The organism is Bifidobacterium italicum (assembly GCF_002286915.1).
Lineage (GTDB): Bacteria > Actinomycetota > Actinomycetes > Actinomycetales > Bifidobacteriaceae > Bifidobacterium > Bifidobacterium italicum.
In genome coordinates this window covers 159,923-184,972 of sequence record NZ_MVOG01000005.1, presented here as the reverse complement: position 1 = coordinate 184,972, position 25,050 = coordinate 159,923, and the positions used below count along the sequence as shown (strand labels likewise).

22 protein-coding genes, 1 tRNA gene and 1 pseudogene are annotated in these 25,050 nt (G+C 66.6%); 8 read left to right on the top strand and 16 right to left on the bottom strand.

The genetic code is table 11. The features are described from left to right. Nucleotides 1-15: 15 nt before the first annotated feature. The 7 genes from B1400_RS02270 to fbaA form a co-directional block, all read right to left on the bottom strand. Nucleotides 16-1,035 (bottom strand): ABC transporter ATP-binding protein, encoded by a 1,020-nt coding sequence (locus B1400_RS02270; protein WP_095612840.1) that lies wholly within the window; start codon nucleotides 1,033-1,035, stop codon nucleotides 16-18. Further along, on the bottom strand, nucleotides 1,028-2,011 hold the full coding sequence (locus tag B1400_RS02265; protein WP_095612839.1) for a branched-chain amino acid ABC transporter permease: 984 nt from the start codon (nucleotides 2,009-2,011) through the stop codon (nucleotides 1,028-1,030). The genes B1400_RS02270 and B1400_RS02265 overlap by 8 nt, the downstream gene beginning before the upstream one ends. A gap of 6 nt (nucleotides 2,012-2,017) precedes the next feature. Next, nucleotides 2,018-3,448, bottom strand: coding sequence for a branched-chain amino acid ABC transporter permease (locus tag B1400_RS02260; protein ID WP_095612911.1), 1,431 nt, complete (start codon nucleotides 3,446-3,448; stop codon nucleotides 2,018-2,020). Nucleotides 3,449-3,750: 302 nt separating this feature from the next. After that, nucleotides 3,751-4,125 (bottom strand): fluoride efflux transporter FluC, encoded by a 375-nt coding sequence (locus B1400_RS02255; RefSeq protein WP_095612838.1) that lies wholly within the window; start codon nucleotides 4,123-4,125, stop codon nucleotides 3,751-3,753. Beyond that, entirely contained in the window at nucleotides 4,125-4,943 is an 819-nt protein-coding gene (locus B1400_RS02250; RefSeq protein ID WP_095612837.1) for a fluoride efflux transporter FluC, read from the bottom strand. Before B1400_RS02250 ends, B1400_RS02255 begins: the two co-directional genes overlap by 1 nt. A 148-nt stretch (nucleotides 4,944-5,091) precedes the next feature. Next, on the bottom strand, nucleotides 5,092-6,378 hold the full coding sequence (locus tag B1400_RS02245; RefSeq protein WP_095612836.1) for an adenylosuccinate synthase: 1,287 nt from the start codon (nucleotides 6,376-6,378) through the stop codon (nucleotides 5,092-5,094). A 128-nt stretch (nucleotides 6,379-6,506) separates the two neighbouring features. Next, complete coding sequence (fbaA, locus tag B1400_RS02240) at nucleotides 6,507-7,571, bottom strand: class II fructose-bisphosphate aldolase (protein WP_095612835.1); 1,065 nt, start codon at nucleotides 7,569-7,571, stop codon at nucleotides 6,507-6,509. Between the two features lie 130 nt (nucleotides 7,572-7,701). Here fbaA and B1400_RS02235 point away from each other — a divergent pair, with 130 nt between their 5' ends. Continuing rightward, nucleotides 7,702-9,024: a polysaccharide deacetylase family protein gene (locus B1400_RS02235; RefSeq protein WP_235607268.1), complete on the top strand. Its 1,323-nt coding sequence runs from the start codon at nucleotides 7,702-7,704 to the stop codon at nucleotides 9,022-9,024. 27 nt (nucleotides 9,025-9,051) lie between these two features. Here the strand turns inward: B1400_RS02235 and B1400_RS09600 are convergent, their stop codons facing one another. After that, nucleotides 9,052-9,381: a LysR substrate-binding domain-containing protein gene (locus tag B1400_RS09600; protein WP_157909617.1), complete on the bottom strand. Its 330-nt coding sequence runs from the start codon at nucleotides 9,379-9,381 to the stop codon at nucleotides 9,052-9,054. A 22-nt stretch (nucleotides 9,382-9,403) separates the two neighbouring features. Here B1400_RS09600 and B1400_RS09595 point away from each other — a divergent pair, with 22 nt between their 5' ends. Next, nucleotides 9,404-9,796 carry a hypothetical protein gene (locus B1400_RS09595; protein ID WP_157909616.1) on the top strand — a complete coding sequence of 131 codons (393 nt, stop codon included), beginning with the start codon at nucleotides 9,404-9,406 and terminating at the stop codon, nucleotides 9,794-9,796. Nucleotides 9,797-9,901: 105 nt separating this feature from the next. Beyond that, a complete protein-coding gene (locus B1400_RS02225) occupies nucleotides 9,902-10,699 on the top strand; it encodes a DUF4234 domain-containing protein (RefSeq protein ID WP_235607267.1) in 798 nt (265 codons plus the stop codon). Here the strand turns inward: B1400_RS02225 and B1400_RS02220 are convergent. Beyond that, nucleotides 10,681-11,388 carry a LysR family transcriptional regulator gene (locus tag B1400_RS02220; protein ID WP_235607281.1) on the bottom strand — a complete coding sequence of 236 codons (708 nt, stop codon included), beginning with the start codon at nucleotides 11,386-11,388 and terminating at the stop codon, nucleotides 10,681-10,683. The genes B1400_RS02225 and B1400_RS02220 overlap by 19 nt on opposite strands. A gap of 71 nt (nucleotides 11,389-11,459) precedes the next feature. Here B1400_RS02220 and B1400_RS02215 point away from each other — a divergent pair. After that, a pseudogene (locus tag B1400_RS02215) lies at nucleotides 11,460-12,185 on the top strand (carboxymuconolactone decarboxylase family protein). Between the two features lie 111 nt (nucleotides 12,186-12,296). Continuing rightward, nucleotides 12,297-12,779: a methylated-DNA--[protein]-cysteine S-methyltransferase gene (locus B1400_RS02210; RefSeq protein ID WP_095612832.1), complete on the top strand. Its 483-nt coding sequence runs from the start codon at nucleotides 12,297-12,299 to the stop codon at nucleotides 12,777-12,779. A gap of 55 nt (nucleotides 12,780-12,834) precedes the next feature. On the opposite strand, the gene B1400_RS02205 is transcribed toward B1400_RS02210, so the two are convergent. Further along, nucleotides 12,835-13,599, bottom strand: coding sequence for a DUF4241 domain-containing protein (locus tag B1400_RS02205; protein ID WP_095612831.1), 765 nt, complete (start codon nucleotides 13,597-13,599; stop codon nucleotides 12,835-12,837). A gap of 213 nt (nucleotides 13,600-13,812) precedes the next feature. Between B1400_RS02205 and B1400_RS10035 the strand changes: the two genes are divergently transcribed. Further along, nucleotides 13,813-13,935, top strand: coding sequence for a hypothetical protein (locus tag B1400_RS10035; RefSeq protein WP_268802254.1), 123 nt, complete (start codon nucleotides 13,813-13,815; stop codon nucleotides 13,933-13,935). Between the two features lie 99 nt (nucleotides 13,936-14,034). Here the strand turns inward: B1400_RS10035 and B1400_RS02200 are convergent, their stop codons facing one another. From B1400_RS02200 to htpX, 4 genes are all read right to left on the bottom strand, one after another. Beyond that, nucleotides 14,035-15,261 (bottom strand): MFS transporter, encoded by a 1,227-nt coding sequence (locus B1400_RS02200; protein ID WP_095612830.1) that lies wholly within the window; start codon nucleotides 15,259-15,261, stop codon nucleotides 14,035-14,037. A gap of 151 nt (nucleotides 15,262-15,412) precedes the next feature. Beyond that, a complete protein-coding gene (locus B1400_RS02195; protein ID WP_235607265.1) occupies nucleotides 15,413-16,186 on the bottom strand; it encodes an SOS response-associated peptidase family protein in 774 nt (257 codons plus the stop codon). A 258-nt stretch (nucleotides 16,187-16,444) separates the two neighbouring features. Beyond that, a tRNA-Gly gene (locus tag B1400_RS02190) sits at nucleotides 16,445-16,515 on the bottom strand. Between the two features lie 58 nt (nucleotides 16,516-16,573). After that, the gene (gene htpX, locus B1400_RS02185) at nucleotides 16,574-17,533 is read right to left on the bottom strand and encodes a zinc metalloprotease HtpX (RefSeq protein ID WP_095612829.1); all 960 of its coding nucleotides are present in this window, start codon (nucleotides 17,531-17,533) and stop codon (nucleotides 16,574-16,576) included. An 80-nt stretch (nucleotides 17,534-17,613) separates the two neighbouring features. On the opposite strand from htpX, the gene B1400_RS02180 reads away from it, so the two are divergent. Both B1400_RS02180 and B1400_RS02175 read left to right on the top strand, forming a co-directional pair. After that, the gene (locus B1400_RS02180) at nucleotides 17,614-19,062 is read left to right on the top strand and encodes an FAD-dependent oxidoreductase (protein WP_095612828.1); all 1,449 of its coding nucleotides are present in this window, start codon (nucleotides 17,614-17,616) and stop codon (nucleotides 19,060-19,062) included. Nucleotides 19,063-19,229: 167 nt separating this feature from the next. Continuing rightward, nucleotides 19,230-20,405, top strand: coding sequence for a serine hydrolase (locus tag B1400_RS02175; protein ID WP_095612827.1), 1,176 nt, complete (start codon nucleotides 19,230-19,232; stop codon nucleotides 20,403-20,405). A gap of 99 nt (nucleotides 20,406-20,504) precedes the next feature. Here B1400_RS02175 and B1400_RS02170 read toward each other — a convergent pair whose 3' ends face one another. Together B1400_RS02170 and B1400_RS02165 are read right to left on the bottom strand one after the other, a co-directional pair. Beyond that, a complete protein-coding gene (locus B1400_RS02170) occupies nucleotides 20,505-22,721 on the bottom strand; it encodes a heavy metal translocating P-type ATPase (protein WP_095612826.1) in 2,217 nt (738 codons plus the stop codon). 333 nt (nucleotides 22,722-23,054) lie between these two features. Next, nucleotides 23,055-24,845, bottom strand: a complete 1,791-nt coding sequence (locus B1400_RS02165; RefSeq protein WP_095612825.1) for a S1C family serine protease — start codon at nucleotides 24,843-24,845, stop codon at nucleotides 23,055-23,057. Between the last annotated feature and the right edge of the window lie 205 nt (nucleotides 24,846-25,050).

Below are 25,050 nucleotides of genomic sequence, written 5' to 3'. Positions count from 1 at the left end.
GTGACGTTACCGCGTTCATGAGCGTTCCTCCAAACCTTCGAGTACCGAATCGCCGCCGAGGTCGACGTCGGCGTGCGCGCCGAGATAGGCGTCGACGACGGCCGGATCGTCCATGACGGTCTTCGGCTGGCCTTCCGCGACGATCCTGCCTTCAGCCATGACGGTCACCCAATCGGCGATGTGCCGCACCATGTTGATGTCATGCTCGACGAACAGCACCGTCGTGCCGTCCTCGCGCAGGCTGATGATGTGGTCGAGCAGCGACTGCTTGAGCGCCGGATTGACACCGGCCATCGGCTCGTCGAGCATGACGAGCTTCGGGTCGCACATCAGCGCGCGCGCCATCTCGAGGAGCTTGCGCTGCCCGCCGGAGAGCGAGCCGGCGAAGTCGTCCTTCTTCTTGATGAGCAGGAAGCGCTCGAGGAGCGCCTCGGCCTTTTCGCGGTTCTCCCGCTCCTTCCTTCTCCACATGCCCGGGAAGAGCGAACGGAACATGCCCTCGCCGGGCTGGTCGGGCGCGCCGAGCAGCATGTTGTCGAGCACCGTCAGCCGGCTCATGACCTTCGTCAGCTGGAACGTGCGCACCATGCCGCCGCGGGCCACCTGCTCGGGGTGGACGTGCTGCATGTCCTTGCCGTCGAAATGCCAGCTTCCGGTGTTCGGCACATCGAATCCGGTCATCAGATTGAAGAACGTCGTCTTGCCGGCACCGTTCGGGCCGATGAGCGCCGTGATGCCGTGGCGCTCGATCTCGAAATGGTCGACGTCCACCGCCGTCATGCCGCCGAAACGGCGCACGACGCCGTCCGCGACGAGGATCGGGTCGGGCTTGTGCACGCCCGGCTTGTTCTCGACGAACGCGAGGTCGCGTGTGACCTTGTCGCCGTAAGCGGTCGAGATGAGATCCTCACCTTCCGGCGGTTTCGTGCCCCATCTGGCGATGTCGTAGAACGGTTCCCTGACGGACGCGGCCGGCGCCGCGCCCACGTCATGCCTTTGCGCCGCATCGACGGGCGCCTTGTTGTTCTCAGCCATTGAACGCCAACTCCTTCTTGTTGCCGAGGATGCCCTGCGGTCTGAAGATCACCAGCAGCATGAGCGCGACGCCCACGATGATCCAGCCGAGCGCCTCGATCTGGTTTGACGAGATGACGGTCGACGGGATCGTGACGCGCATCGTCTCCTTGACGGCCGTCAGCAGCACCCACAGCACGCATGAGCCGAGGATCGGGCCCATGATCGTCGCGGCGCCGCCGAGCAGCAGGATCGTCCACGTATAGAACGTGACGGTGCGGCCGAGCGAATCGGGGTTGAGCGATCGCGGCAGGACGAAGACGACGCCGGCGAGCGCGCCGAAGAGGCCGCCGACGATGAGCGCCTGCATCTTGTACTTCGTGACCGACTTGCCCAGCGAGCGGATCGCGTTCTCGTCCTCGCGGATGCCTTTGAGCACACGGCCCCACGGCGAGCGGAACCAACGCCAGCACAGGAACGCGCACAGGGCGACGAGCACCCAGGCGACGATGCGCAGCCACCACGAGTTCGCGATGTTGTTGTTGTACGTCCAGATGAGGAACGTCGACGTGCCGTCCGGCAACGGGGAGAGGTCCTCGAACCGCGTCGTGAAGTCCTGGGGCGCGATGCCGGCGGAACCGCCGGTGATGTTCGTCATCGACGTCGACCTGCCGACGATGCGCACGATCTCCGCGGCCGCAAGCGTGACCATCGCCAGATAATCAGGGCCGAGCTTGAGCGTCGGGATGCCGAGCAGCAGCGCGTAGACGGCCGCGAGCAGCAGCGCGAACAGCACCGACGAGAAGAGGTTCGCGCCGTGCATCTGCGTGATCGCGAAACCGTAGGCGCCGAGCAGCATGAAACCCGCCTGGCCCATGTTCATCAGGCCCGTCATGCCGAAATGGATGTTGAGCCCGATCGCCGCGAGCGCATAGGCCGCCGTCGTGGGGGCGAACAATTCGCCAAGGATGTTCGCAACAATGGTCATCGTGTCCATGAATAATCACCCAATCCTATTGCGCTTGCCGAAGATGCCCTGCGGTCGCACGAGCAGGACGAGGATGAGGATCGCGAGCGCGCTCGCATATCGCATGTCGCTCGGGATGACGAGCGTGCTCAGATCGGCGACGACGCCGATGACGAGCGCGCCGACGAGCGCGCCGTTCGCCGTGCCGAGGCCGCCGAGCGTGACCGCGGCGAACATCAGCATCAGCAACGTGACGCCGGTGTTCCACGCGATGCCGTTGAGGTAGATGCCGAGCAGCACGCCGGAGAGGGCGGCGAGCGCGCACGAAAGTGTCCAGACGATGCGTACGACGGAGTCGACGTTGATGCCGGACGCCGCCGCGAGCGCCGCGTTATCGGAGACGGCGCGCGTGGCGCGGCCGAGCCTGGTGCAGTAGAGGAAGACGGTCACGCCGACGATCGTCGCCAATGCGATGCCCGCGCAGATGAGCGCGGGGGCGTTCGTCGTGATCGGCCCGATCTGGATGCCTTCGGGCACCGATTTGACGATGCCCTTGATGTCGCCGCCGAAGAAGAACTGATAGAGGTACTGCAGCGCCATCGACAGGCCGATCGTGACGATCATCTGCTGCATCGTGCCGACGCGCCTGCGGCGCAACGGCCCCCAGATGAGCTGGTCCTGCACGAGGCCGGTGAGGGCGCCGACGGCGACGGCGCACACCGCGGAGAGGACGACCGGCATATGCAGCATCTGCGTGCCGACGTACGCCATCAGGCCGCCGAGCGTCACCTGCTCGCCATGCGAGAAGGAGCTCAGGCCGGTCGTGCCGTAGACGAGGTTCATGCCGACCGACATGAGGCCGAGCAGCAGACCGAAGACGATGCCCGAATACAGCTGCTGGCAGAAGCGCGTCCATGTCGCCGACGACGCCGACGGCTTGCCGGACGTGTCGGCCGCGTCCGTGGTCGCCGGCCGCTTCATGCCCGATGCCGCGGCGCTCGGCTTGGACGCCGCGTCCGACGTGGACGTCTTGTCGAAACGCACGACGCCGCGCTGCTTCGAGAACGATGTCTTGACGATCTCGACATCCGCGCTGGCGGATGCGAATCCGTACCGTTTCGCGACGTCCTGCGGGATCGTGACCGTGTATTTGCCGTCATCGGCGACTTTGAACGCCCAGGTGCCGTCGTCGCCGGTCGTCGTCTCGCCGGTCTCGGCGCCGCCGAGCGTCACCGTGACGCCGGCGATCGGCTTCTGGTCGGATCCCTGCAGGATGCCGTTGACGCAGCCGAATTCAGCCGTCGGGACGCATTTGTCGGTCGCCTCGGCTTCGTCGGCCTGCGCCGTCGGCGCGGACAGGCCGCACCAGAGGCAGACGACTGCGATGACCGCCATGGCGCATAGGGCATGCCGCCATCCGGCCCCTCGGCGTCTGCGCGCGGCGGTGAATCGATATGTGGATGCCATGAGCACCCCCTCTCTCGTGATGCCCATGAACGTAACGCCGCGGGCGACGCAGGCACATTACCGAGGTATTTCTGGTCGGTAACCATGGAAGGGGGATGATTCACATGAGGGAAACAAGCCGTGGTATCACGCGCGCGATCGCGATGCCCGCGGGGACGGACCGCGGCCTTGGCGATCGCGAACGGGCATCGCCGCGAACGGTATGGATACGATGCGCCCCCGTCGCGTTCGCGGACAGCCGGGTCCGCGAACGCGACGGGGGCGCACGGCGGCGACGGCGGTCGCCAAGGCCGGGACGGCCGTCAATGACCCATCGCGCCGACCCACCAGCCGAGGACGACCATCAGGAACGGGATGATGACGGTGACGGCGAAGTAGCCCGACGCCATCAGGATGCGCTTGCCCTTCGCGAGCGAGACCATCTCGTTGATCGCCGTCGAGAACGTCGAGAAGCCACCGAGGAAGCCTGCGACGAACAGCAGGTAGGTGAAGTATCCGACGGTCTGGTAGTAGTAGGCGGCCGCGGCGATGCCGGCGAAGAAGGCCGCAGTGATGTTGATGACGAAGGTGGACAGCGGGAAGACGCGGTTCCACCAACGCTGGATCGACGTGTTGAGCACGAAACGGGCGACGGCGCCGAGGCCTCCGCACATGCAGACGAGCAGGAGCTCCCCCATCACTTCACCTCCCCGGTCAGCGGATCGGCGTGGACGACCGGGATCTCGTCGGTCTGCGGATTGGCGTCGTCGTACGGCATCACATCGGCGGGGGCGGCAGCGGTCGGTACGCGCACGCCGATCGCCGGCTTCGGCTGCTCCTGGTTGCGCAACGCGTCGGCCACGGCGAGGCTGGCCGAGCGCACCGCCGTGAGCCTGAGCCCGAGCCACGAACCGAACCAGGCGACGATGATGCCCGCGATGAAGCTCAGCACCGTGTAGACGATGAAGCTCAGATAGCCGCTGTTGTGCAGCGCCGTGATGTCCTCGATCATCATCGCGGACAACGTCGAGAAACCGCCGCACATGCCCATGCCGACGCCGCGGCTCGCGAGCTGCCTCACCCGTTTGCGCAGCCAGATCGCCTGCGACATGTAGGACGTGAGCAGCGCGAAGATGAAGCAGGCGATCATGTTCGCGAGGAAGGTGGCGGGATGGAACGCCATCCACAGCGGGGAGTCGGAGCCCGGGTACGGCAATGCGAGCCACAGCCCGTAGCGCAGCCCGGTGCCGACGCAGCCGCCGAGGAACACGACGAGGTAGATCATGCCGTCGGCGAGCGGATTGAACCGCGCCTGCATGCGCTTCATCGGCGCCAACGGGACGCTCGGCGGTTTGCGCGCGGCGGCCGCTCCGGTCGGATGGGGCTGCATCAGCTCCTTGCGCAGGTCGCCGGTGTCCTCGGCCGTCATCGGCGTCCCGGCCGCCGATGACGGCCCGGGGGCTTCGGACGACCCGGGCTGCGCCGGCCGTTCGGACTCGTGGTGTGGTGTGTGCATACGAAAATCACTGCCTCAATACAGCTCTGGGTTTCGGCGTGTGCTGACATGATAACCCGTGGAACATGGAAGGGCGCCGGACGGTCCTTGTTATGGACGGCCCGGCGCCCGTTGAGCAATAGCGTGCAATGGATGGATACGGATGGATTCAGTCGATGAGCGAATGGATCTGGATGATGTGGTCGCGCTGCGGGCCGGTGCCGATGACCGAGATCCGGCAGCCGGACAGCTCCTCAAGCCGCTTCACATAGGCCTGGCAGTTCGCCGGGAGGTCCTCGAAGTGATGCACCTGCGAGATGTCCTCGGTCCAGCCCGGCATCGTCTCGTAGATCGGTTTGGCGGAGGCGAACGCGACCTGATCGGTCGGCATGTCGTCGTACCGCACGCCGTCCACGTCGTAGGCGACGCAGATCGGGATCTCCTCAAGACCGGTGAGCACATCGAGCTTCGTGAGCACGATGTCGGTCAGTCCGTTCACCTGCGTCGCATAGCGGTTGACGACGGCGTCGAACCAGCCGCAGCGGCGCGGACGGCCGGTCGTCACGCCGTATTCGTGGCCCTGCGCACGCAGCCAGTCGCCCCACTCGTCGAACAGCTCGGTCGGGAACGGCCCTTCGCCGACGCGCGTCACATACGCCTTCGAGACGCCGATGACGCGGTCGATCTTCGTCGGACCGACGCCGGTGCCGGTGCATGCGCCGCCCGCCGTCGGATTCGACGACGTGACGAAGGGGTAGGTGCCGTGGTCGATGTCGAGCATCGTCGCCTGACCGCCCTCGAACAGCACGGTCTTGCCGTCGTCAAGCGCCTGGTTGAGCACGAGCGACGTGTTCGCCACATACGGCTTGAGCCGTGCTCCGAGCTCGAGCAGCTCCTTGACGGTCGCGTCGACGTCCACCGGCCGGCGGTTGTACAGCTTGACGAGCATCTGGTTCTTCTGGCGCAGCGCGTTCTCGACCTTGTCGCGCAGGTGCTCCTCGTTGAAGAGGTCGGCCACGCGGATGCCGATGCGGTTGATCTTGTCCGCATACGCCGGACCGATGCCGCGGCCGGTCGTGCCGATCTTCTTCTTGCCGGCGAAGCGTTCGGTGACCTTGTCGATCATGCGGTGGTACGGGGCGATGACGTTCGCCGACTCGCTCACGAGCAGGCGCGAGCAGTCGATGCCGCGGCTTTCCAGGCCGTCGATCTCCTCGAAGAGCACCTCCGGATCGACGACGACGCCGTTGCCGATGACCGGGGTCGCGTTCGGGCTGATGATGCCGGACGGCAGCAGATGCAGCGCATACGATTCGTCGCCGACGACGACGGTGTGCCCGGCGTTGTTGCCGCCGTTGAAACGCGCTACGTAATCGACCTTCGTTCCGATCAGATCGGTCGCCTTGCCTTTACCTTCGTCGCCCCACTGGGCGCCGATCAAGACGATTCCTGGCATGCTCCACCTCCGCTGGTTCTCCGGATCCGCCGAAGACAGATTACCGTAGCCCCTCTACGCGGGCCGTGCAGGCCGCGTGGAGGGGGCTCCCCCAACACGGGTTCCCCGACGCCCGCGCGGGCGTCGCGCTACTTGAGCGCGCGCCCGGCCGAACCGAGCTGCCGGCACGCCTCGACGACGCGCGCCGCCATCGACGCCTCAGCCTCCTTGCCCCACGAACGCGGATCGTACATCTTCTTGTCGCCGACCTCGCCATCCACTTTGAGCACCCCGTCGTAGTGCCGGAACATGTGGTCGGCGACCGCGCGCGTGAACGCGTACTGCGTATCGGTGTCGATGTTCATCTTGACGACGCCGTACGAGACGGCTTCGGCGATCTCCTGCGGCGTCGAGCCGGAACCGCCGTGGAACACGAGCTCGAAGGGCTTGCCGTCGGGCACGTTCGCGTCGAGCGCCACGCCGATCTCGCCGGAGGACGCGCGGTCCCACACGCCGCGCTGGATCTGCTGCAGCAGCTGCGGACGCAGCTTGACGACCCCTGGTTTGTACGCGCCGTGCACGTTGCCGAAGGTGAAAGCGGCCATATAGCGGCCGCGATCGCCGAGCCCGAGCGCCCGCGCGACGGCGACGCCGTCCTCGACGCTCGAATACAGCTTCTCGTTGATTTCGGCGCTGTGACCGTCCTCCTCGCCGCCGACGGCGCCGATCTCGATCTCGAGCACCGTGTGCGCGCGCACCGACTTGTCGAGCAGTTCCCGCGCGATCTCGAGGTTCTCGGCGAGCGGCACCGTCGAACCGTCCCACATATGCGACTGGAACATCGGCTCGCGGCCGTGCGCGACCTCGTCGATCTCGATGTCGAGCAGCGGACGCACCCATTCGTCGAGATACTGCTTGGCGCAGTGGTCGGTGTGCAGCGCGACAGTGATGTTCGGATACTTCCTCGCGACTTCGTGCGCGAAGGCGGCGAAGGCGAGCGAACCGGTCACGCGGTCGAGCACACGCTGTCCCGAGAAGTAGGCGGCGCCGCCCACCGACACCTGGATGATGCCGTCCGATTCCGCTTCGGCGAGCCCCTGCAGCGCCGCGTTGAGCGTCTGCGAGCTGGTGACATTGATCGCAGGGTACGCGTAGCCACCCTGCCGCGCGGCGTTGAGCATCTGCGCGTAACGTTCCGGAGTTGCGATAGTCATGCCCCCATCTTATGGCGTGCGTGCGCGCACCGCCCACAGCCGACCGCGAAATGCGCGATGCTAAGCTGGACCGCAGCACAAGGCGGCCTCCACGGCCGCGACCGGCAACGTACGGGGAGGGCGGTTCACGGTGTCGCACAACAGGGACGGGCATACCGACGGGGACGAGTACGACGAGGATCTGCAATCGCTGGACATCGACGGCGACGACGGGGAGGACGTCGCCGCCGTCGAGGAGATCGATTTCCAAGGCAGCGCGAAGCCGCCGAAACGGCCGCGCAGGACGATGGGCGCGGCGGCGACCGCCGTCGTCACCGTGCTCGTCGCGCTCGTCGTCGTCGCGCTCGGCGCGGGCGCATGGTGGATGTGGCGTTTCCATTGGCGATCCGTGGACGTGAACGTCGACGGCGAGATGGTGGCGACGCGCGCGGACACGACGATCGCCCGCTTCCTCGACGACCACGACGACTTCGGCCGCGCGCGGGGCCGTCTGCTGTCGCTCAAAGGGAAGGTGCTCGACAAGGACGGCGGCGAACCGGTCGCCGTCAGCGTCAACGGCGCGGCGGTCCCGGCAGCCGATTACGGAACGACGACGATCGCCGACGCCGAGACGATGACGGTCACGCCCGGCAAGGACATCACCGAGGCGCATACGAGCGAGACGCGCACGAAACGCTACGGCACCGACATCAATCTCAACAACGGCCCGATCCAGGTCGTCACGCAGCAGGGCGAGGACGGACAGGAGGAGGTCTGGATCGGCAAGCGCTCGAAGGAGGAGGTCGTCCACAAGGAGATCAAGCCGGCGAAGAAGCTCACCGTGCAGTCGTTCGCGCCGCAGCCGGCCGGGAAGAAAGTCATCGCGCTCACCTTCGACGACGGCCCGAGCCAGTACACCGGGCCGATCCTCGACATCCTCAGGCAGAAGAAGGTGAAGGCCACGTTCTTCGACCTCGGCGAGGAGGCGCTCGCCTACCCGGAGCTCGAACGGAGGATGGTCGAGGAGGGCCATCAGGTGGCGTCGCACAGCGTCAGCCATCCGTACATGCCGGACATGTCGCGCGACGATCTGCGCAAGGAGATCCTCACCGGCTTCGCCGACCTCGAGCAGGCGAGCGGAACGAAGACGCGCGTGCTGCGCGCGCCGTACGGCGCGTTCGTCGTGCAGCAGTGGAAGGACGCGGCCGACATCGTCGACATGAACGTGCTGTGGAGCATCGACACGCTCGACTGGAAGCGCCCCGGCACGAAGGCGATCCACGACGAGGTGCTCAAGAACGCGTACAACGGCGCGATCGCGCTGATGCATGACGGCGGCGGCGACCGCACGCAGGACATCGAGGCGTTGCCGGGCATCATCGACGATCTGCGGAAGCAGGGCTACTCCTTCGTCACGATCGACGAGCTGTGCGCGATGGGCGGCGTGCCGAAGCCGGCGCAGGGCGCCGAATAGACGATCCGCCCGCGGCGGACGCAACCGTCACAGCACGATCGCGCGCAGCTGCTGCAGGAAGGCCTGCGAGGCGTGCGACAGCTCGCGGTCCTTGCGCCAGACGATGCTCACATGGATGCGCAGCTCCGGTTCGAGCGGCTTCCAGACGAGTTCGGCGCCCTCCCCCTCCTCGATGAGGTGGTCGAGCGTCAGGATGTAGCCGAAGCCCTCGCGCACGAAGCACGACGCGTTGAACGGCAGGTTCATCGTGCCGACGATGTTGAGCGGCGTCGGCAACGCGTACCATCCGGACAGGTCGCGCCGTTCGTCGCCGCGACCACCGCCGCGTAGGATGGAACGCGCATGACGGACGAGCACGGCACGGGAACGGAGACGACGGATGACGAACAGCGAACGGCATGACGACGGACGCACCGGCACGGCGGCGGGCGCACGGCCACGGGCGGCGCTCGCGGCCGTCTGCGCGCTCATCGTCCTCGGATACGCCCTCGTCGCACCGGTGCTGCTGTCGTCCTTCGACGGCGCGCCGAACGATGCGATCGGCGCATGGCTCGACCGTTCGACGGCGAACGTGTGGCTGCTCGTCGCGGCCACGGTCGCCGGACTCGGCTGCTGGATCGGCGCCGCCGTCATCGAGAAGCGCTGCCGCCCGCAGGGTCGGATGGGCGGCTGGAAGTCGCTCATCCGACCGGCCGTGACGGTCGTGACCGGCCTGTGCGGCTTCTGCGTGTGCTTCTCGCTGCCGATGCTGTGCCTGCTGCATCTGGGCTGACGTCCGCCGTTCCCCGACGCGGTTGTACCGGAACGGCATCCGCGCCTACACTCGAAGAGGACCCCCGTGTAACGCCGCACGGGCAGGATGAGGAGAGGAACCACGATGACCGACAACATGCATCCGCAGATCCCGATGCCGGCGCTGCCGCCGCGGCCGGACGACACCGGAGCGGCGACGCCGCAGCCCGCATCACCGCAACCCACGCCGACCTATCCGGACACGGCGAACGTCACGCCACAGCCGGAGTATCCGGGCCTATCGGCGGCGACGCCCCAAGCGCAGCAGCCGTATCCGGGCTATCCAACCTATCCCGAGCAGCCGGCGCAGCCGTATGGGCAGCCGCCATCCTCGGCGTACACGTCACCTGCGGCCAGCGGGACATCCACGCCGCCTCCCTACGGCGGAGTGGATGTCCCGCCGTCGACGCCGGCGGGCGGCACGCCGCCGCCGAACGGATACGGCCCGCAACCGATCCCGGTGACCGTCGTGCAGCAGGCGCCCGCATACAAGCTCAAAACGAACCGCGGGCTGCTCAAATACATCCTGCTCGGCCTCATCACGTTCGGCATCTACGACATCGTCGTCATGTACGACGTGACCGAGTCGACGAACATGGTCGCCACCCCGCATGACGGCCGCAAATCGACGAACTACCTGCTCATGTTCTTCCTGTTCGGATGGCTGTCGCTCGGCATCGCATGGCTCGTCTGGTACAGCAACCTGTCGGACCGCATCGGCAACGAACTGCAGCGCCGCGGCATGCCGCGCGAAGTGAGCATGGCCGATTTCTGGCTGTGGGGCATCCTCGGGTCGCTGATCATCGTCGGCCCGTTCATCTATCTGCACAAGCTGCTCAAAGCCACGAACCTGATGTGCGAGGACTACAACGCGCGCGGCTGATCCGCGGGAGCGTCGTTCGGCTGCGCGGGCGACGTCCCGCGCAGCTGGCGCACGAACCGTTCGGCGATCGGGCTGAGGGGGCGGTTGCGCCGCCACACCAGATGCAATTTCGCGTCGAGTTCCGGCCGCAGCCGGCGGAACACCAGCCCCGAGTCCGCACTGGTGTCGACGATGCGGTCGAAGGTCGCCTCGAGCCGCAGATCGGGCATGCGCGACCCGGCCCAACGCGAGATCTCATGTTTCCAGCCCTGCTGCGAGCAGAACAGCGGTTCGCCGACGAGATCGTCGATGCCGATGCTCCTGTGGGACGCCAGACGATGGCCGGCGGGCACGATGACGCCCCACCGATCGACGTCGGGGAACGTCAGCGCCTCGTATTTCGTCAGGTCGGGGTCCTGCGCGAGCACGGCGAAATCGAGCGTGCCCTGATCGAGATGCTCGAGCACCTGCGCGGAGACACCGCTTTCGACGTGGTAGCGCAGATCGGCGCACTGTTCGCGCAGACGTTTGATCTGCTGCGCGAGATAACGGATCTGATACGACTCCGCAAGGCCGAAATACAGCGTGCCGCCGGCGACGCCGCCGAGCGACGCGAATTCGTCCTCGATGCGGTCCGCCATGGCGACGAGGTCGCGGGCGCGCTCGCGCAACACGCGCCCCTGAGCAATCCCCCATCCGGCGGCTCGCACCTCCAACGCAAGCCGCCTTTCCCTTTGACTCCATCCGCATATCGCGTTCGACCCCCAAGAAAGCGGCCATCATGACGCATACCCTGATCAACCCCGACCACAATCCGAACAACGAGCTCATCCGCACCGACCCGCATTTCGTCGACCGCCTGCCGCACTTCGCCGACGAGGAGGTGGCGCAGGATCCGGACACGAAGCTCGATCCGGAAGCGCGCTACCTTGCGATCCTCGCGACATTGCTCGGCTGCCAGGGCGTCGACGAATTCCGCATCCAGCTGACGCGCGCGCTCGACGCCGGCCTTTCACCGATCGAGGTGAAGGAGGTCGTCTATCAGGCCGTCGACTATCTCGGCCTGGGGCGCGTGCGCCCGTTCCTCGGCATCACGAACGACGTGCTTGAGGCGCGCGGCGTGAGCCTGCCGCTGCCCGACCAGACCACGACGACGATGGACGACCGCCTCGAAGCCGGCAACGCGGAGCAGGTGGAGTTGTTCGGCGCCGGAATGGACAAAGCTACGAGCGCAGCAAGGTCAACTACTGGCTCGCCGACAACTGCTTCGGCGACTACTACACGCGCACCGGCCTGACGGACCTGCAGCGCGAGATGATCACGTTCTGCTATCTGTCGCGTCGAACCGCAGCTCACCGCGCACGCGAAGGCGAACATCGCGCTGGGCAACGACGCCGGTTTCCTGCGCAAGGTCTCACTCCAGTGCCTGCCTTACATCGGCTATCCGCGCACCCTCAACACGCTGCATATCGTCGACGAGGCCGACAAGGCGCTGCGCGCCGCGTGAACCGGCGGTCGTTGATTACGCAGAATCGGTGAGCATTCGCGACGTAGCGGCGCGCGCCCACATGCCGCCCTCTATAATCATGGCAGCATACGCATCATCAAGGAGGACGCCATGCAGGGATTCGCGACGTACATGGGCACCTACGGCCCCGTGAGGATCGATTGGCGGGACGACGCGATCACCGGACTGCGCATCGTCACGCGGGACGACCACGAGCACGACGGCGACGGCACGCCCACGACGCTCACCGACAGGACCTTCGACGAACTCGAACGGTACTTCGCCGGCGGGCTGCGTGAGTTCACCGTACCGGTCGCGTTCACATTCGGCACCCCGTTCCAGCGCGCCGTATGGCATGCGCTGCAGCAGATCCCGTACGGGCAGACGCGCACCTACGCGCAGATCGCACAGGCCGTGGGACAACCGAAGGCGGTGCGTGCGGTGGGATCGGCGAACAACCGCAACCCGATTCCGTTCATCGTGCCGTGCCACCGCGTCATCGGCGCCAACGGCAACCTCGTCGGCTACGCCTACGGCGTGGAGATGAAGCGTGCGCTGCTGCTGATGGAGATGCGCGCACCCGAGGCCGAGTGACGGTCATCGCATCCGTGGAACGGCACCGAACCAAGCCGTCCCGCGGATGCGCGGCTCACATGTCCGACGCCTCACCCTCCCCGGATCGTGCATCCTCTCCGGACTGCTCTTCCTCGTCGATGAGGATGTACGGCACGTAAAGGCCGCAGACGGTTCCATCCTCGGCATAGGCGAAGTAGGTCGCATAGTAGCCGTCGCCCCAGCCGCTCGTTGTCACGATGACGTCGTCGTCGGTGCCGGGCACCGTCCAGTTCACCCAGTCGCCGTATTCGGTCTGGTACTTCGGATGCGCCTTCGCGTTCTCGGCGAGCGCCTCCTCGAACGGCGTCTCCCACTCCTCCAGATCGCCGGCGTCCACGAGCTTGGCGGTATAGGCGACCGCCTCGTCACGCGTCCGCGCATCGGTGACGCACCCGACGCCGGCGTCGACGCCGAATCCGTAGAAGTCGCCGGGCTCGATCGGCTCGTCGATCTTTTCCGTGCCGGTCATGCCGCATTCGTAGCGAAGCGGCTTGGCATCGCTGATGCGCACATGCACGCAGGCGTAACGGTCGCCGTGCTCCTCACTGGGGATGACACACGCCTGCACCGGATAAACGCCTGGCGGCACGGTCTGCATGTACGGCTTCGCATCCTCCAACTCCGTCATCGGATCGCAGGCGACGATCCGCCCGGTAGGCAGATGCAAGTCCCCCAGCGCCAGCACATCGACCGCCACCGCGCCGATGGCGGGCTCGGTGAAATACTTCGCGAAGTCGGTGGCGGCATCCAACTGATGACGAATGGTCTCGTATCGTTCCATCCAGGATTGGTCCGGCATTGCACATCACTTCCTTGTGTCCGTCATCTCGATGGCATGGGCCGTCAAGGCATCGACGCCTCAGGCCCATGCGGGCATCGTAGCAGATGAGACGCGGGCGCCGCCGTGCAGCGTCCATATGCGACGCCTGACTCGCATATGCGGACCACCGGAACGCGGACGCCGCTACCGGTCGAACAGCCAGCTCATGATCTCGGCGTCGTACTGCAGGCGATGCGAGAGACCGACACGATCGTCATCGGCTCGCCGGTGTACCGGCATGACCTGGGCGGCATGGGCTACATGGGTATGGCGCGCGACGAACGCGAAGCGCGCACGCTCGCCGGCAAATTGTGACCAACACCCGCTATCGCATCGAGCGCCACACTCCAGTTGGTGCTGACCCGCACGGGATCACACGACGACCTGTTCTGAGGCGTCGGGCGTCGGGGGCGCTCACCTATCCAACGCGGCCGTCCCCGAGCCTGCACGGCCCATACGGCTGTACAGCACGAGCAGCACGACGGCGAGCGCGGCGAAAGGGACGCCGCTCAACGCCGGATAGTGGTAGTTCATATGCGATGCGTCGAGCACGGCGCCGCCGACCATCGAGCCGACGGCGTTGCCGAAGTTGAACGCGATCTGCACGGCGGCGCCGCCGATCAGGCCGCCGCATTCGGCCATGATGAGCTGCTGCGGCGCGGAGACGAAGAACAAGCCGAAGGAGATCACGAAGGTGAGCACCGCCGTGCTCACATGCGAACCGGGAATCAGGAAGACGGCGAGCAGGCCCATGCAGGCGACGAACTGCCCGAGCGCCGATGTGGCGCCCGGATTCCACCGGTCGCAGATGCGCCCGCCGATCAAGCCGCCGACGACCATGCCGAAGCCGGCGAGCATCATCAACGCGGAGACCATCGTGTTCGGCCAGCCGCCCACACGCTGCAGCCACGGGCTGACGTAACTCCACCAGCAGAAGATGCCCACGTTGCCGACGAAGACGGCGACGAGCACCATCCACGGGCCCGGCTTGCGCAGGAACATGAACTGGCCGCCGAGTCCGGCGTCGGCGCCCGTGGCCGCGATGAACGGCACCCATACACGCACGAGGACGCCCGTGACGACGGCGCAGGCGGCGAGCGCGGCGAACGCGAGATGCCAGGACAGATGTTCGGCGAGCAACGTCCCCGCCGGCACGCCGAGCATGTTCGCCACCGTCTGCCCCGTGACCATCGACGCCACGGCCTGCGCCTCCTTCCCGCGCCGCGCGAGCAGCTTCGCGATGAGCGTCGCCGTGCCGAAGAACGCGCCGTGCGGGAAGCCAGCGATGAAGCGCGCGACGATCATCATCGGCGCATTGACGGCGACCGCGCTCAATGCATTGCCGGCGAATGCAATCGCCATGAACAGGATGATGAGCGAGCGCGGCGGGATCCTGCGTCCGAAGATCAGCAGCAACGTGCCCACGCACACGCCGATCGCGTACGCCGAGATGAAGTTGCCGGCGAAGGGGATGCTCACCCGCAGCGCCTGCGCGACCTGCGGCAGGATGCCCATCATGACGAACTCGGCCGCACCGAACACGAACGCGCCTGCGGCGAGCGCGAACAGGCCGAGACCGTGGCCCCGTCCTTCGTTGTCCGCCGCCGCTCCGTTCGATGAATTGACTATTGTATTCGCCATCTACCGCCTCACCTTGTGCTCTGTTGATACCGATACGACCTATGCATCCGTCCATCCACCAGCGCGGATCGCCGCATGAAACGCCTAACAGCATAACGGACTCCCTGACCGCGCGTCTGCGCGAGCACGCGTATCGGCTCACCCGCGGTCGCTACGCCGTTTTGTGCGCGACGAGCGGCACGGCGGAACGGTCGGCGAGGCGCATATACTGCGGCCCGAGCCACGTCGTCAGCTCGGTCGGATGCAGGATGAGCGGCATCCGCGGATGCACCGGCGCCATCACGGCGTTCGCGCGCGTCGTGATCATCGAATACTCGTCGCCGCGCCGTATGCCGCCGATGAACATGACCGGCATATCGGGGACCACGAACGCATACCGCTGCTTGACGACGCGCCCGGTGCGCTCGCTGACGCGCGTCTCGGTCCCGCTGAATTCATAGAAGCGACGGCAGGCGATGATACAGCGGTCGTGCTCCATCGACGGCCGCCAGATCGGCTTGTCCGCGCTTTCGATGCGCGTGTTGAAGATCGGCTGCGGATTCCACTGCGTACGGTATCCCCACGACAGGTCCGCGCGCTCCAACGTGCCGGGAGTCAGGTCGCCGACGCCGACCGCCGTATCGAAGGTCGGCACGATCACCGGCGACACCGTCTTCGGATACACGTCGATCCATCGTCGTTCCCGCTCCTCGCGCGGGCTCCCCGACGACTGCGGATAGTCGAGCTCGCGCTGTTCGTACTGCGGCGTCGTGGCCTCCGCGGGCCTCGGCTCGGGTCGCTCCGGACGTTCCCCGCTCAGCTGTTCCACCAGCCGATCGACTTCCTCATCCGACAATCCCAGATAATGCACGCACATGCCTTCACCGTACATCCCGACGATCCCGCCGGCGTCCCCGTCCCCTGACAGCGTCACCGCACGAGTCATATGCGCCACCGTGAACGTTCCCGGCGGGTAGCGCACCCCTGACAATCGCTTGCGTCGCCCTTCGCGAACGGTATGTGCGCCGTCCGCACCCACAACGGTCGCAACGGGCACCATCTGCGAACGCGATGGGTGCGGTTTGCACCCGAAGCGTTCGCAACAGACGTCGTTCGCGAACGCAATCGGTGCACAGCTCCCCTTCGACGTTCACAAACGAGGGGGTCGGCGCCGGCTCACTTTTGACCCACAACGATTCCAGAGAGCGGATGACGGGAGTCGAACCCGCCTTTAAAGCTTGGGAAGCTTTCGTTCTACCGATGAACTACATCCGCATGCGGCCGTGACCGCCATCAGCTATCTTACCACACCCGCCGGCCACATCGGGACGTCCTATGCTCGTCCGCCGCGCGCGACCTGCGCGAGACGGTCGGCGTCCGCGATGCCCGGCGCGCCCATGTCGGCCGCCATCTGCCGCAGGCGGGCGATGCGGTCCTCGGTCGGCGGATGCGTCGAGAACAGCCGCGAGAAACCCTTCGCCGAGAACGGCGACTCGATCATCATCGCCGCCGTCGATTGGTCGGTCGCCGTCGCCGGCATCGGGTTCTGCGCGATGCCGTACTGGATCTTGTACAGCGCGCTGGCGAGCGCGTTCGGGTCCCCGGTCAGGACGCTGCCGTCCTCGTCGGCGTCGTATTCGCGCGTGCGCGAGATCGCCATCTGGATCAGCGACGCCGCGATCGGCGCGAGGATCATGCTGAGCAATGCGCCGAACGCACCGAGCGCGCCCGCGCCGTTGTCGGAGTCGCGGTCGTTGCGCGTGGAGTTGCCGAAGTACATCAGCGAGTAGCCGAGGTAGGTGATGACGGTGGCCATCGCGCCGGCGATCGCCGACGTGCGGATGTCGCGGTTGTACACATGCATCAGCTCGTGGCCGAGCACGCCGCGCATCTCCCGGTAGTCGAGGATGCGCATGATGCCCTGCGTGCAGCACACGGCCGCGTGCCGTTCGTTGCGGCCGGTCGCGAACGCGTTCGGCGTCTCGGTCGGGGCGATGTAGATGCGCGGCATCGGCTTGCCCGCCGTCTGCGACAGTTCGCGCACGATCGCATACAGCTGCGGCGCCTCCTGTTCGCTGACCGACTGTGCGTGCATCGAGGCGAGCGCGAGCTTGTCGGAGAACCAATAGGAGACGAAGGACATGCCCAAGCCGATCATCACGTAGTAGACGAGCGTGTCCACGTACGCGCCCGTCGCCCACCAGATGACCATGATGATCGCCCACATGACGGCGAACAGTATCGCCGTCTTCAGCCCGTTGTAATGGTTGTGCATCCGCAGTTTCCCGTTCATAGGCACCAGTGTACCGACGGCCCCCATCCGTCCATATCCCCTCTTCCGCCGTTCGCGCATATCGGCTACGCTAGTATGCCGTGACTAATGATTCTGAACTTCGCATTGCCGTCATCGGCGCCGGCCCGGCCGGCGTGTATTCCTCCGACATCTTCCTGCGCCAGCTCGCCAAGCTCGGCGACGAGCTCGGGCTGGGCACCGACGCACGCATCGACCTGTTCGAGAAGCTGCCGGTGCCCTTCGGCCTGGTGCGCTACGGCGTCGCGCCCGACCACCCGTCGATCAAGTTCATCGCGTCCGCACTCGAGAAGACGCTCGACAATCCGAACATCCATCTGTACTGCGACGTGGAGTTCGGCAAGGACGTGACGATCGACGATCTGCTCGAACGCTACGACGCCGTGCTCTTCGCGACCGGGGCGATCAAGGACAAGCCGCTCAACCTGCCGGGCGCCGACTATGACGGCGTCTATGGCGCGGCGAAGTTCGTCGAGTGGTACGACGGCTATCCGACCGGCGTGCGCGAGTGGCCGCTGCAGGCCGAGGAGGTCGCCGTCATCGGCGGCGGCAACGTCGCGATGGACGTCGCCCGCGAGCTGATGCGCAACGCCGACGATCTGCGCGCGCGCACCGACATTCCGGACAACGTGTACGAGGGCATCCTGCGCAACAAGGCGAAGACGCTGCATCTGTTCATCCGCCGTGGCGTCGCCCAGGCGAAGTTCTCCGTCCAGGAGCTGCGCGAGATGGAGAAGCTGCCCGGAGTCCAGCTGATCATCGACGAGGACGACTTCGAGCTCGACGACGATACGATCGAGGAGGCCGGCAAGGACAAGCTGACCCGTCAGATGGTCGAGGAGCTGTTCGCGATCCGCGAGATGGCGGAGGACATGGAGGACGACGGCGACGTCGACTTCGAAGGCAACCCGGCGGACCGCAAATACTACATCCACTTCAACTCCGCGCCGGTCGAGATCCTCGGCGAGGACGGCAAGGTCTGCGGCATCCGCGTCGAACGCACCGAGACCTCGGCGGACGGCAGGATGACGCGTACCGGCGAATACACCGACTACCCGGTGCAGGCCGTCTACCATGCGATCGGCTACAAGCCCGAATCCGTGCCGGGCATCGCCTATGACGAGCAGGGCGCGCATCTGGCGAACGCGAACGGCGACGGCCGCATCACCGTCGACGCCGTCAACGGCGAGGTGCGCGACCGTCTATACGCGACCGGCTGGGCGAAGCGCGGGCCGGTCGGCCTGATCGGCTCGACGAAATCGGATGCGCTGATGATCGTCACGGCGATGCTCGAGGATCTGGCGAAGAACAAGGAGAACGCGCGTCTGGCCCCGGACCGCGACCCCGAATCGATCGACCGCCTGCTCGCCGAACGCGGCATCAAGCCGATCGACTTCGCCGGCTGGAAGCGCGTCGACGCTTTCGAACGCGCCGAAGGAGCGAAGGAAGGACGCGAGCACAAGAAGGTCATCGAACCCGACGAGTTCCGTCGCCTCGCCCACGGCGAATGACGAGTTCGAAGCGGACGACCCGGGCGCGATGATCACGCGGGGCGGACGGCGGCAGGCCGTCCGCCCCGCTCTGCGTCGTCCGGCTCGCCCACCAGCCGATGCCGAAGGGTCACCCTATAGTTTTCCTTGGAAAAGCGTGGGCATACGTGAGAAACGGGTGCGCTGGGATGCAGAAGAAGACGAGACGCGGCACGAGTCCCAAATGGCGTGACGTACCGCTGACCGACGCGCAGTTCGACATCGCGATCGCCGGCCATCGCAGATCGATCGCCAAATGGAAGGGCATCGCGATCGCCGCGTCGGTCGTCGCGATGGGCGGCCTGCTCAGTGCCGGGGCCGTCGGCGTCTTCGGCGACGGCCCCGCGAGCGCCGCGCATCCCGCCGCATCCGCCATGCAGACGGCGCCGTCGCCGACGAGCCCCGCATCGGACGCCGCCGAGACGCCTTCCGACGGCATCGAAAAGACGATCGTCACGCCGAACCTCAACGACGTCGTGGCCGCCGCGTTCACGAATCTGCGCGCGGCCGACACAGCCGCCGCCGTATCGGCCGCCGGCGTCACGCTGAGCGACGCCGAATCCGCGCAGCTGCAGCGCGCGATCAGCGCCTACCATGAGGAGGGGTTCGAGGTCTCCTTCGCGGTCGTCGACATGCGCACCGGCGCCGTCGTCACATCCTTCGCGAACGTGCCGCGGTATTCGGCATCCTCGATCAAGGCCCCGTACATCCTGTCGCTCGCACAGACGGGAGCGTTCGACCTCGACGCCGTCTCGACGAGCGTCGACGCCGATGCCGCCTATCCCAACCGTCTGATCACGGCGACGCTCACCGTCTCCGACAACGACTCCTATGAGTCGCTGTACCGGCGCTACGGCACGCCGCCGTTCACGGCATGGACGGCCGGCTACACCTTCGACGCGCCGCTCATCGGCTACTACGAGTTCCTGACGGCGAGCGATCTGGCACGACTGTGGGTGCTCGGCTACCAGTATCTGTTCTCGGACACGGCGCCCGCGAAGGCGGACGGCGCCGCCCCCGCATCGCCGGAGGCGCGCGCATGGCTCGCGCAGCAGATGCGCGGCTCGCTCAACTCGTCGATCCAGATGGCGCACACCGAGAACGAGGAGGTGTACACGAAGGCCGGCTGGATCTACGGCGAGGGCGGCCTCTACGCGCTCAACGACGCCGGCATCGTGCTGCCGGCCGGCGCGCACGACCTGCAGACGCATCCGCAGGGCTATGTGCTCGCGATCCTGTCGGACGCGTGCGGCCGCAACGATCTGCTGAGCGCGCTGGCGACGACCGTCGACGACGTCATCGCCGACCTGCACGGCGAATCGTAAATTCCGCGCGGATGCGTCACGGGGCCGTCGCGGCGGACGATGACGTCCGCCGCGACGGCCCCGTGGCAACCATGTCCCGAATACGCGGCCCCGCCGCCGCTACTTGCGGTCGAACAACGCCGTCAGCGCCCACAGGATCGAGACGACGTCGATCGCCTCCTGCAGGAACGCGCCGGCGACGACCGGGATGAGGTTGAACGCCGCGCACACCATGCCGACGATCGCAAGCGCGATGCCGACGAGCACGGCCTGCAGCATGCGCTGCTTCGTCTGCCTCGCGATCCTGACGCCCTTCGGCACGGCGCCGATGTCGTCGTTCATGATGACGACCTCCGCCGATTCCGAGGCCGCCGTCGACGTACCGTCGGTCATCGCCATGCCGATGTCGGCGACGGCGAGCACCGGCGAATCGTTGACGCCATCGCCGACCATCATCGTCACGTCGCGGTGGATCGGTTCGCCGAGCAACTTCGCGGCCGCACGCTTCCACCATGTCTCGGTGCCGCTCCTCCCCTCCTGCGAAGCCCGACGCACGGCCTCCACCTTGTCCTGCGGCAGCAGTTCGTAGCGCACGTCGGTGATGCCGACCTCGTTCGCGATGATCATCGCCGACGACTTCTTGTCGCCGGTGAGCATCGTCTCCTCCTTGACGCCGAGGTCACGCAGTTCCCGGACCGACTGCTTCGCGTTGTAACGCGGGATGTCGCGCAGCACGATACGCGCCGCAAGGTGCCCGTCGATGGCGATGTAGGTGGCCATCTCGTCCGGTTCGAGCTCGTCGGGCCACAACTTGGCGGCCTCACGGTCGGCGGCTTCCATCGCCTTCTCGTTGCGTTCCTCCTCGGCCGCGTTGCGGACCTCCTGACTGGCGATGTCCTGCTCGGTCACGAAGGCGTAACGCCCGACCTCCACCTTGTGGCCATCCACGGTGCCGCGCACGCCCTTGCCCGGGATCTCGGAGACGTTGCCGACGACCGGGTAGTTCTCGTTCGGGTTCGGCAGCACACGGTGGGAGGCATCCACATGGTCGTCGACGGCCTTCCTGCCGCTCGAGCTCGGCAACCGGCCGAGCCGTTCCATCGCACTGCGCCCGGCCTCGACGATGCCCTTGGCGAGCACATGGACCGAGAAGCCCTCGACGACGCCCGCCATCATCAGGATCTCGTCCTCGGAGACGTCCGCCGGCACGCCCTTGGCCTTCTCGACGCGTACGACCTGCGGCTGCTTGACGGTGAGCGTGCCGGTCTTGTCGAAGAAGACATGCGTGACGCGGCCGAGGTTCTCGAGCACGTCCTGCGACTTGACGAGGATCTTGTGCTTGGCGAGGCGCGCGGTGCCGGCGACGTAGGCGACCGGCGCGGCGATGAGCAGCGGGCACGGCGTCGCGAGCACGAGCACCTGCGCGAAGCGCAGGCCGGTGCCGGAGACGATCCACGCGACGATCGCGATCGCGAAGGAGACGATCGTGAACGGCACGGCGAGCATGTCCGCCGTGCGCACGACGGCGGCGCGCGACTCCTCGGCGGCGGAGACGAGCTTGAGGATCTGCTGGTACTGGGAATCGGCGGCGAGCGACGTCGTGCGGATCATCATCGTCGTCGATCCGTTGATCGACCCGGAGAGCACCTGCGCGCCGGCGAAGATCGTGCGCGGCACCGGCTCGCCGTTGATGTTGCTCAGGTCGACGCTCGCCGTGCCGCTCAGCAACACGCCGTCGACCGGCACGATCTCGCCGGGCAGCACGAGCAGTACCGACCCAAGCCTGACGTCGTTGACCGGCACCGTCTCGAAATGGCCGTTGCCGGCGTTGAGCTGCCTGCCTTCGCGCTGGGCGTCCTCGACGGCCTGCTGCACCTTGCGGAAGCCTTCGTCGGTCATGTCCGCCTCGCCGGAGCCATCTGCGCCCGGCAGCGTGACGACGTGCGCCTGCTGCGGCGCGGCCTTGATCAGCGCGGCGAGGTTGCCCTTCGCCTTGTTCTGCGCATACGATTCGATCGCCTCACCGGAGGCGACCATGAGCACGACGGCCCACGACGCCCAGTACTGCTGCACGCAGACGGTGGAGACGAGCGCGACGATCGCGAGCAGGTCGACGCCCACATGGCCGTGCCTGATGCTGTCGATCATCTCGCGGACGCTCGTGTAGATCGTCCAGACGACGAACAGGATGATGATCCATTCTCCGACGCCGGGGTCGAAGGCGGGGTGGATGTGGCCCCATGGGCGCCACTGCGGAATGAGCGCGAGCGGGATCGCCGCCAGCAGCGTGAGAGGAAGAAGCGGCACTTCCTTGCAAAGATCGATGATTCTCCTCATCGCATCTCCTTACGGTCGGTATCGTCTTCCCGTCCCGCGCACGGCCGCGCAACGGGTGCGCGATTCCGGCGGGTCCGGGAACGTCAGCTTCACGCCTTGTTAGCCCATCGAACACGGCGCCCGGCTTGGCGCGCTTACGACACACGGCGTAAAAAGATTGCTAGGTTCATCTTCAGTTATCGGTTCGCGGACATGGGATTCCCATGGTGCGAACGTGTTTCACTGTAACAAAGAACGCCGGACAGTGCGAATCGCACTGTCCGGCGTCATCCCGGGATGCCGTCCGGGGCGGGGCCGAACCACCTCAGCACCGACCGGGAAGGCCGCAGGGGTCTACCACAGGCCGAAGGGGTCGAAGACGCCGCCGCCGTTGCGGTCGTTGCGCTGCTCCTGCTGCTGGCGGCGCTGCTCCTGCTGGTCATCCTCGCTGCGAGACGAACCGTTGACGTCCGCCTCGGGCTTGTCGAGCGTGACGTCGACGTCCATGACCTTGCCGTCGCGCACGACGGTCAGCTTGGCCGTCGAACCCATCGCCGCGGCACGCACGAAGCCGAGCAGCGAGTAGTTGTTCGTCACCGCCAGGCCGTCGTAGGCGACGATGACGTCGCCCTTGACGATGCCGGCCTTCTCGGCGGGGCCGCCCGAGACGAGCGCCTGCACTTCGGTGCCGGCTCGCGTCACGCCGTCCGCGGTCACCGTCGTGTTCTTGATCGTGACGCCGAGCGCGACGTGCTCGACCTTGCCGTTCTTGATGATCTCGTTCGCGACGCGCTTGACGAGGTTCGACGGGATCGCGAAGCCGATGCCGATCGATCCGACGTTCTCCTCGCTGCTCGCCGTCGACGCGATCGACGAATTGATGCCGATGACCTGGCCGGCCGCGTTGAAGGTCGGGCCGCCCGAGTTGCCCGGGTTGACGGCCGCATCGATCTGGATCGCGTTCGTCACGATCGTCTGGTTGTCCTCGTCCATCACCGAGACCGGTCGGTTGAGCGCGGAGACGATGCCGGTCGTCGCCGTGTCATCGTAGCCGAGCGGGTTGCCGATCGCCATGATCGGCTCGCCGACGGCCACCTTCGAGGAATCGGCGAACTCGACCGTCGTCAGGTTGGACGGCGGGTTCTTCAGCTGGATGACGGCCAGGTCGGTCGTCGAATCGGTGCCGACGACGTCGGCCTCGTACAGGTCGCCGTTGCTCAGCGTCACGACGATGCTCTTCGCACCGGAGACGACGTGGTTGTTCGTGACGACATGTCCGTCCTTGTCGATGATCGCGCCGGAACCCTTCGACGCGCCCCCTTCGACGGTCGTCGAGATCGAGACGACGGCGTTCGAGACCTTCGACGAGACGGCCGTCCAGTTCGGCGTCGCGCCGCCCTCGACGACGGCGCTGCCTTCAGAGCCGCCTTGGTTGGAGGAGATCGACGATATCGACGACGAGGTCGGCACCTTCACCCAGCCGTAGGTGAGCGCCGTCCAGCCGACGCCGAGGCACAGGATCGCGGTCACGACGGCGGAGACGACGCCGATGAGCACGCCGTGCGACTTCGTCTCCTCGCGGCCGATGTCGGCATACGGGTTGTGCGGGTCGTCGCCGCCCAACGGCGCGGCCGGCGACGCCGGCGCGCCGGGCGTGCCGTTGCCGTTCGCGCCGCTGTTCGCGGTGCCGAAGGGGACGTACGGCGACCGTCCGGCGTGCGGCTGCTGGTTCGCGCCGGGCATGTTCTGGTCCTGGAACGGCAGTGCGAACGGCGACGTCGGCTGCGTCTGGGCAGGGGCCGGCTGCTGGTTCTGCTGCGGCTGTGCCGGCGTCGTCGGCGCATAGGCGCCGTACATCGGCGCCGGACGGTATCCCTGCGACGCCGGCTGCTGTGCGGGCTGCGCATCGGACGGAGGAATCGGCGACGTATGCGCGTCGTCGGTTCCCGACGTTGTCGGCTGCATCGGCGGCAGCGTATGCGTCGCCGCTTCGTCCGACGGCGCGGCCGCGCCCGGCTGCTGCGCCGACGCCGCGTCATGCGCCGGTGCATCGTCCGTGTATGCGGCGTTCGGCTGCGCGCCGTCCGCGCGCCGCGCATCGTCGGGATCGCTCGTCTCCCACGGGTAACGGTTCTCGTCACTCATATGTCTCTCCGTTCGTCACTCCATGCATGGTCTACGTTCGTCACCGGTCATCGTAGTGCGCGGGCGGCGGGCGCGCGGCGCTGTTCGTCACCGGTAGAGGAATCTCTACCCACATAGTTAAAACACGGCTGCTTGACGTTTCCTGAATGTTTGTTGAGAGTCAAAACCATGTTTGATGGCAAGTTCCTTAGGAGCAGACAATGGC

What these genes read in the sequence shown, in the direction of transcription:
- B1400_RS10035 (WP_268802254.1), top strand. Translation starts at nt 13,813, where the DNA reads ATGCGAGAGACCGACACGATCGTCATCGGCTCGCCGGTGTACCGGCAT.
- fbaA (WP_095612835.1), bottom strand. Translation starts at nt 7,571, where the DNA reads ATGACTATCGCAACTCCGGAACGTTACGCGCAGATGCTCAACGCCGCG.
- B1400_RS02205 (WP_095612831.1), bottom strand. Translation starts at nt 13,599, where the DNA reads ATGCCGGACCAATCCTGGATGGAACGATACGAGACCATTCGTCATCAG.
- B1400_RS02195 (WP_235607265.1), bottom strand. Translation starts at nt 16,186, where the DNA reads ATGACTCGTGCGGTGACGCTGTCAGGGGACGGGGACGCCGGCGGGATC.
- B1400_RS02170 (WP_095612826.1), bottom strand. Translation starts at nt 22,721, where the DNA reads ATGAGGAGAATCATCGATCTTTGCAAGGAAGTGCCGCTTCTTCCTCTC.
- B1400_RS02165 (WP_095612825.1), bottom strand. Translation starts at nt 24,845, where the DNA reads ATGAGTGACGAGAACCGTTACCCGTGGGAGACGAGCGATCCCGACGAT.
- B1400_RS02270 (WP_095612840.1), bottom strand. Translation starts at nt 1,035, where the DNA reads ATGGCTGAGAACAACAAGGCGCCCGTCGATGCGGCGCAAAGGCATGAC.
- B1400_RS02255 (WP_095612838.1), bottom strand. Translation starts at nt 4,125, where the DNA reads ATGGGGGAGCTCCTGCTCGTCTGCATGTGCGGAGGCCTCGGCGCCGTC.
- B1400_RS02175 (WP_095612827.1), top strand. Translation starts at nt 19,230, where the DNA reads ATGCAGAAGAAGACGAGACGCGGCACGAGTCCCAAATGGCGTGACGTA.
- B1400_RS02265 (WP_095612839.1), bottom strand. Translation starts at nt 2,011, where the DNA reads ATGGACACGATGACCATTGTTGCGAACATCCTTGGCGAATTGTTCGCC.
- B1400_RS02210 (WP_095612832.1), top strand. Translation starts at nt 12,297, where the DNA reads ATGCAGGGATTCGCGACGTACATGGGCACCTACGGCCCCGTGAGGATC.
- B1400_RS02245 (WP_095612836.1), bottom strand. Translation starts at nt 6,378, where the DNA reads ATGCCAGGAATCGTCTTGATCGGCGCCCAGTGGGGCGACGAAGGTAAA.
- B1400_RS02200 (WP_095612830.1), bottom strand. Translation starts at nt 15,261, where the DNA reads ATGGCGAATACAATAGTCAATTCATCGAACGGAGCGGCGGCGGACAAC.
- B1400_RS02225 (WP_235607267.1), top strand. Translation starts at nt 9,902, where the DNA reads ATGACCGACAACATGCATCCGCAGATCCCGATGCCGGCGCTGCCGCCG.
- B1400_RS02250 (WP_095612837.1), bottom strand. Translation starts at nt 4,943, where the DNA reads ATGCACACACCACACCACGAGTCCGAACGGCCGGCGCAGCCCGGGTCG.
- htpX (WP_095612829.1), bottom strand. Translation starts at nt 17,533, where the DNA reads ATGAACGGGAAACTGCGGATGCACAACCATTACAACGGGCTGAAGACG.
- B1400_RS09595 (WP_157909616.1), top strand. Translation starts at nt 9,404, where the DNA reads ATGACGAACAGCGAACGGCATGACGACGGACGCACCGGCACGGCGGCG.
- B1400_RS02260 (WP_095612911.1), bottom strand. Translation starts at nt 3,448, where the DNA reads ATGGCATCCACATATCGATTCACCGCCGCGCGCAGACGCCGAGGGGCC.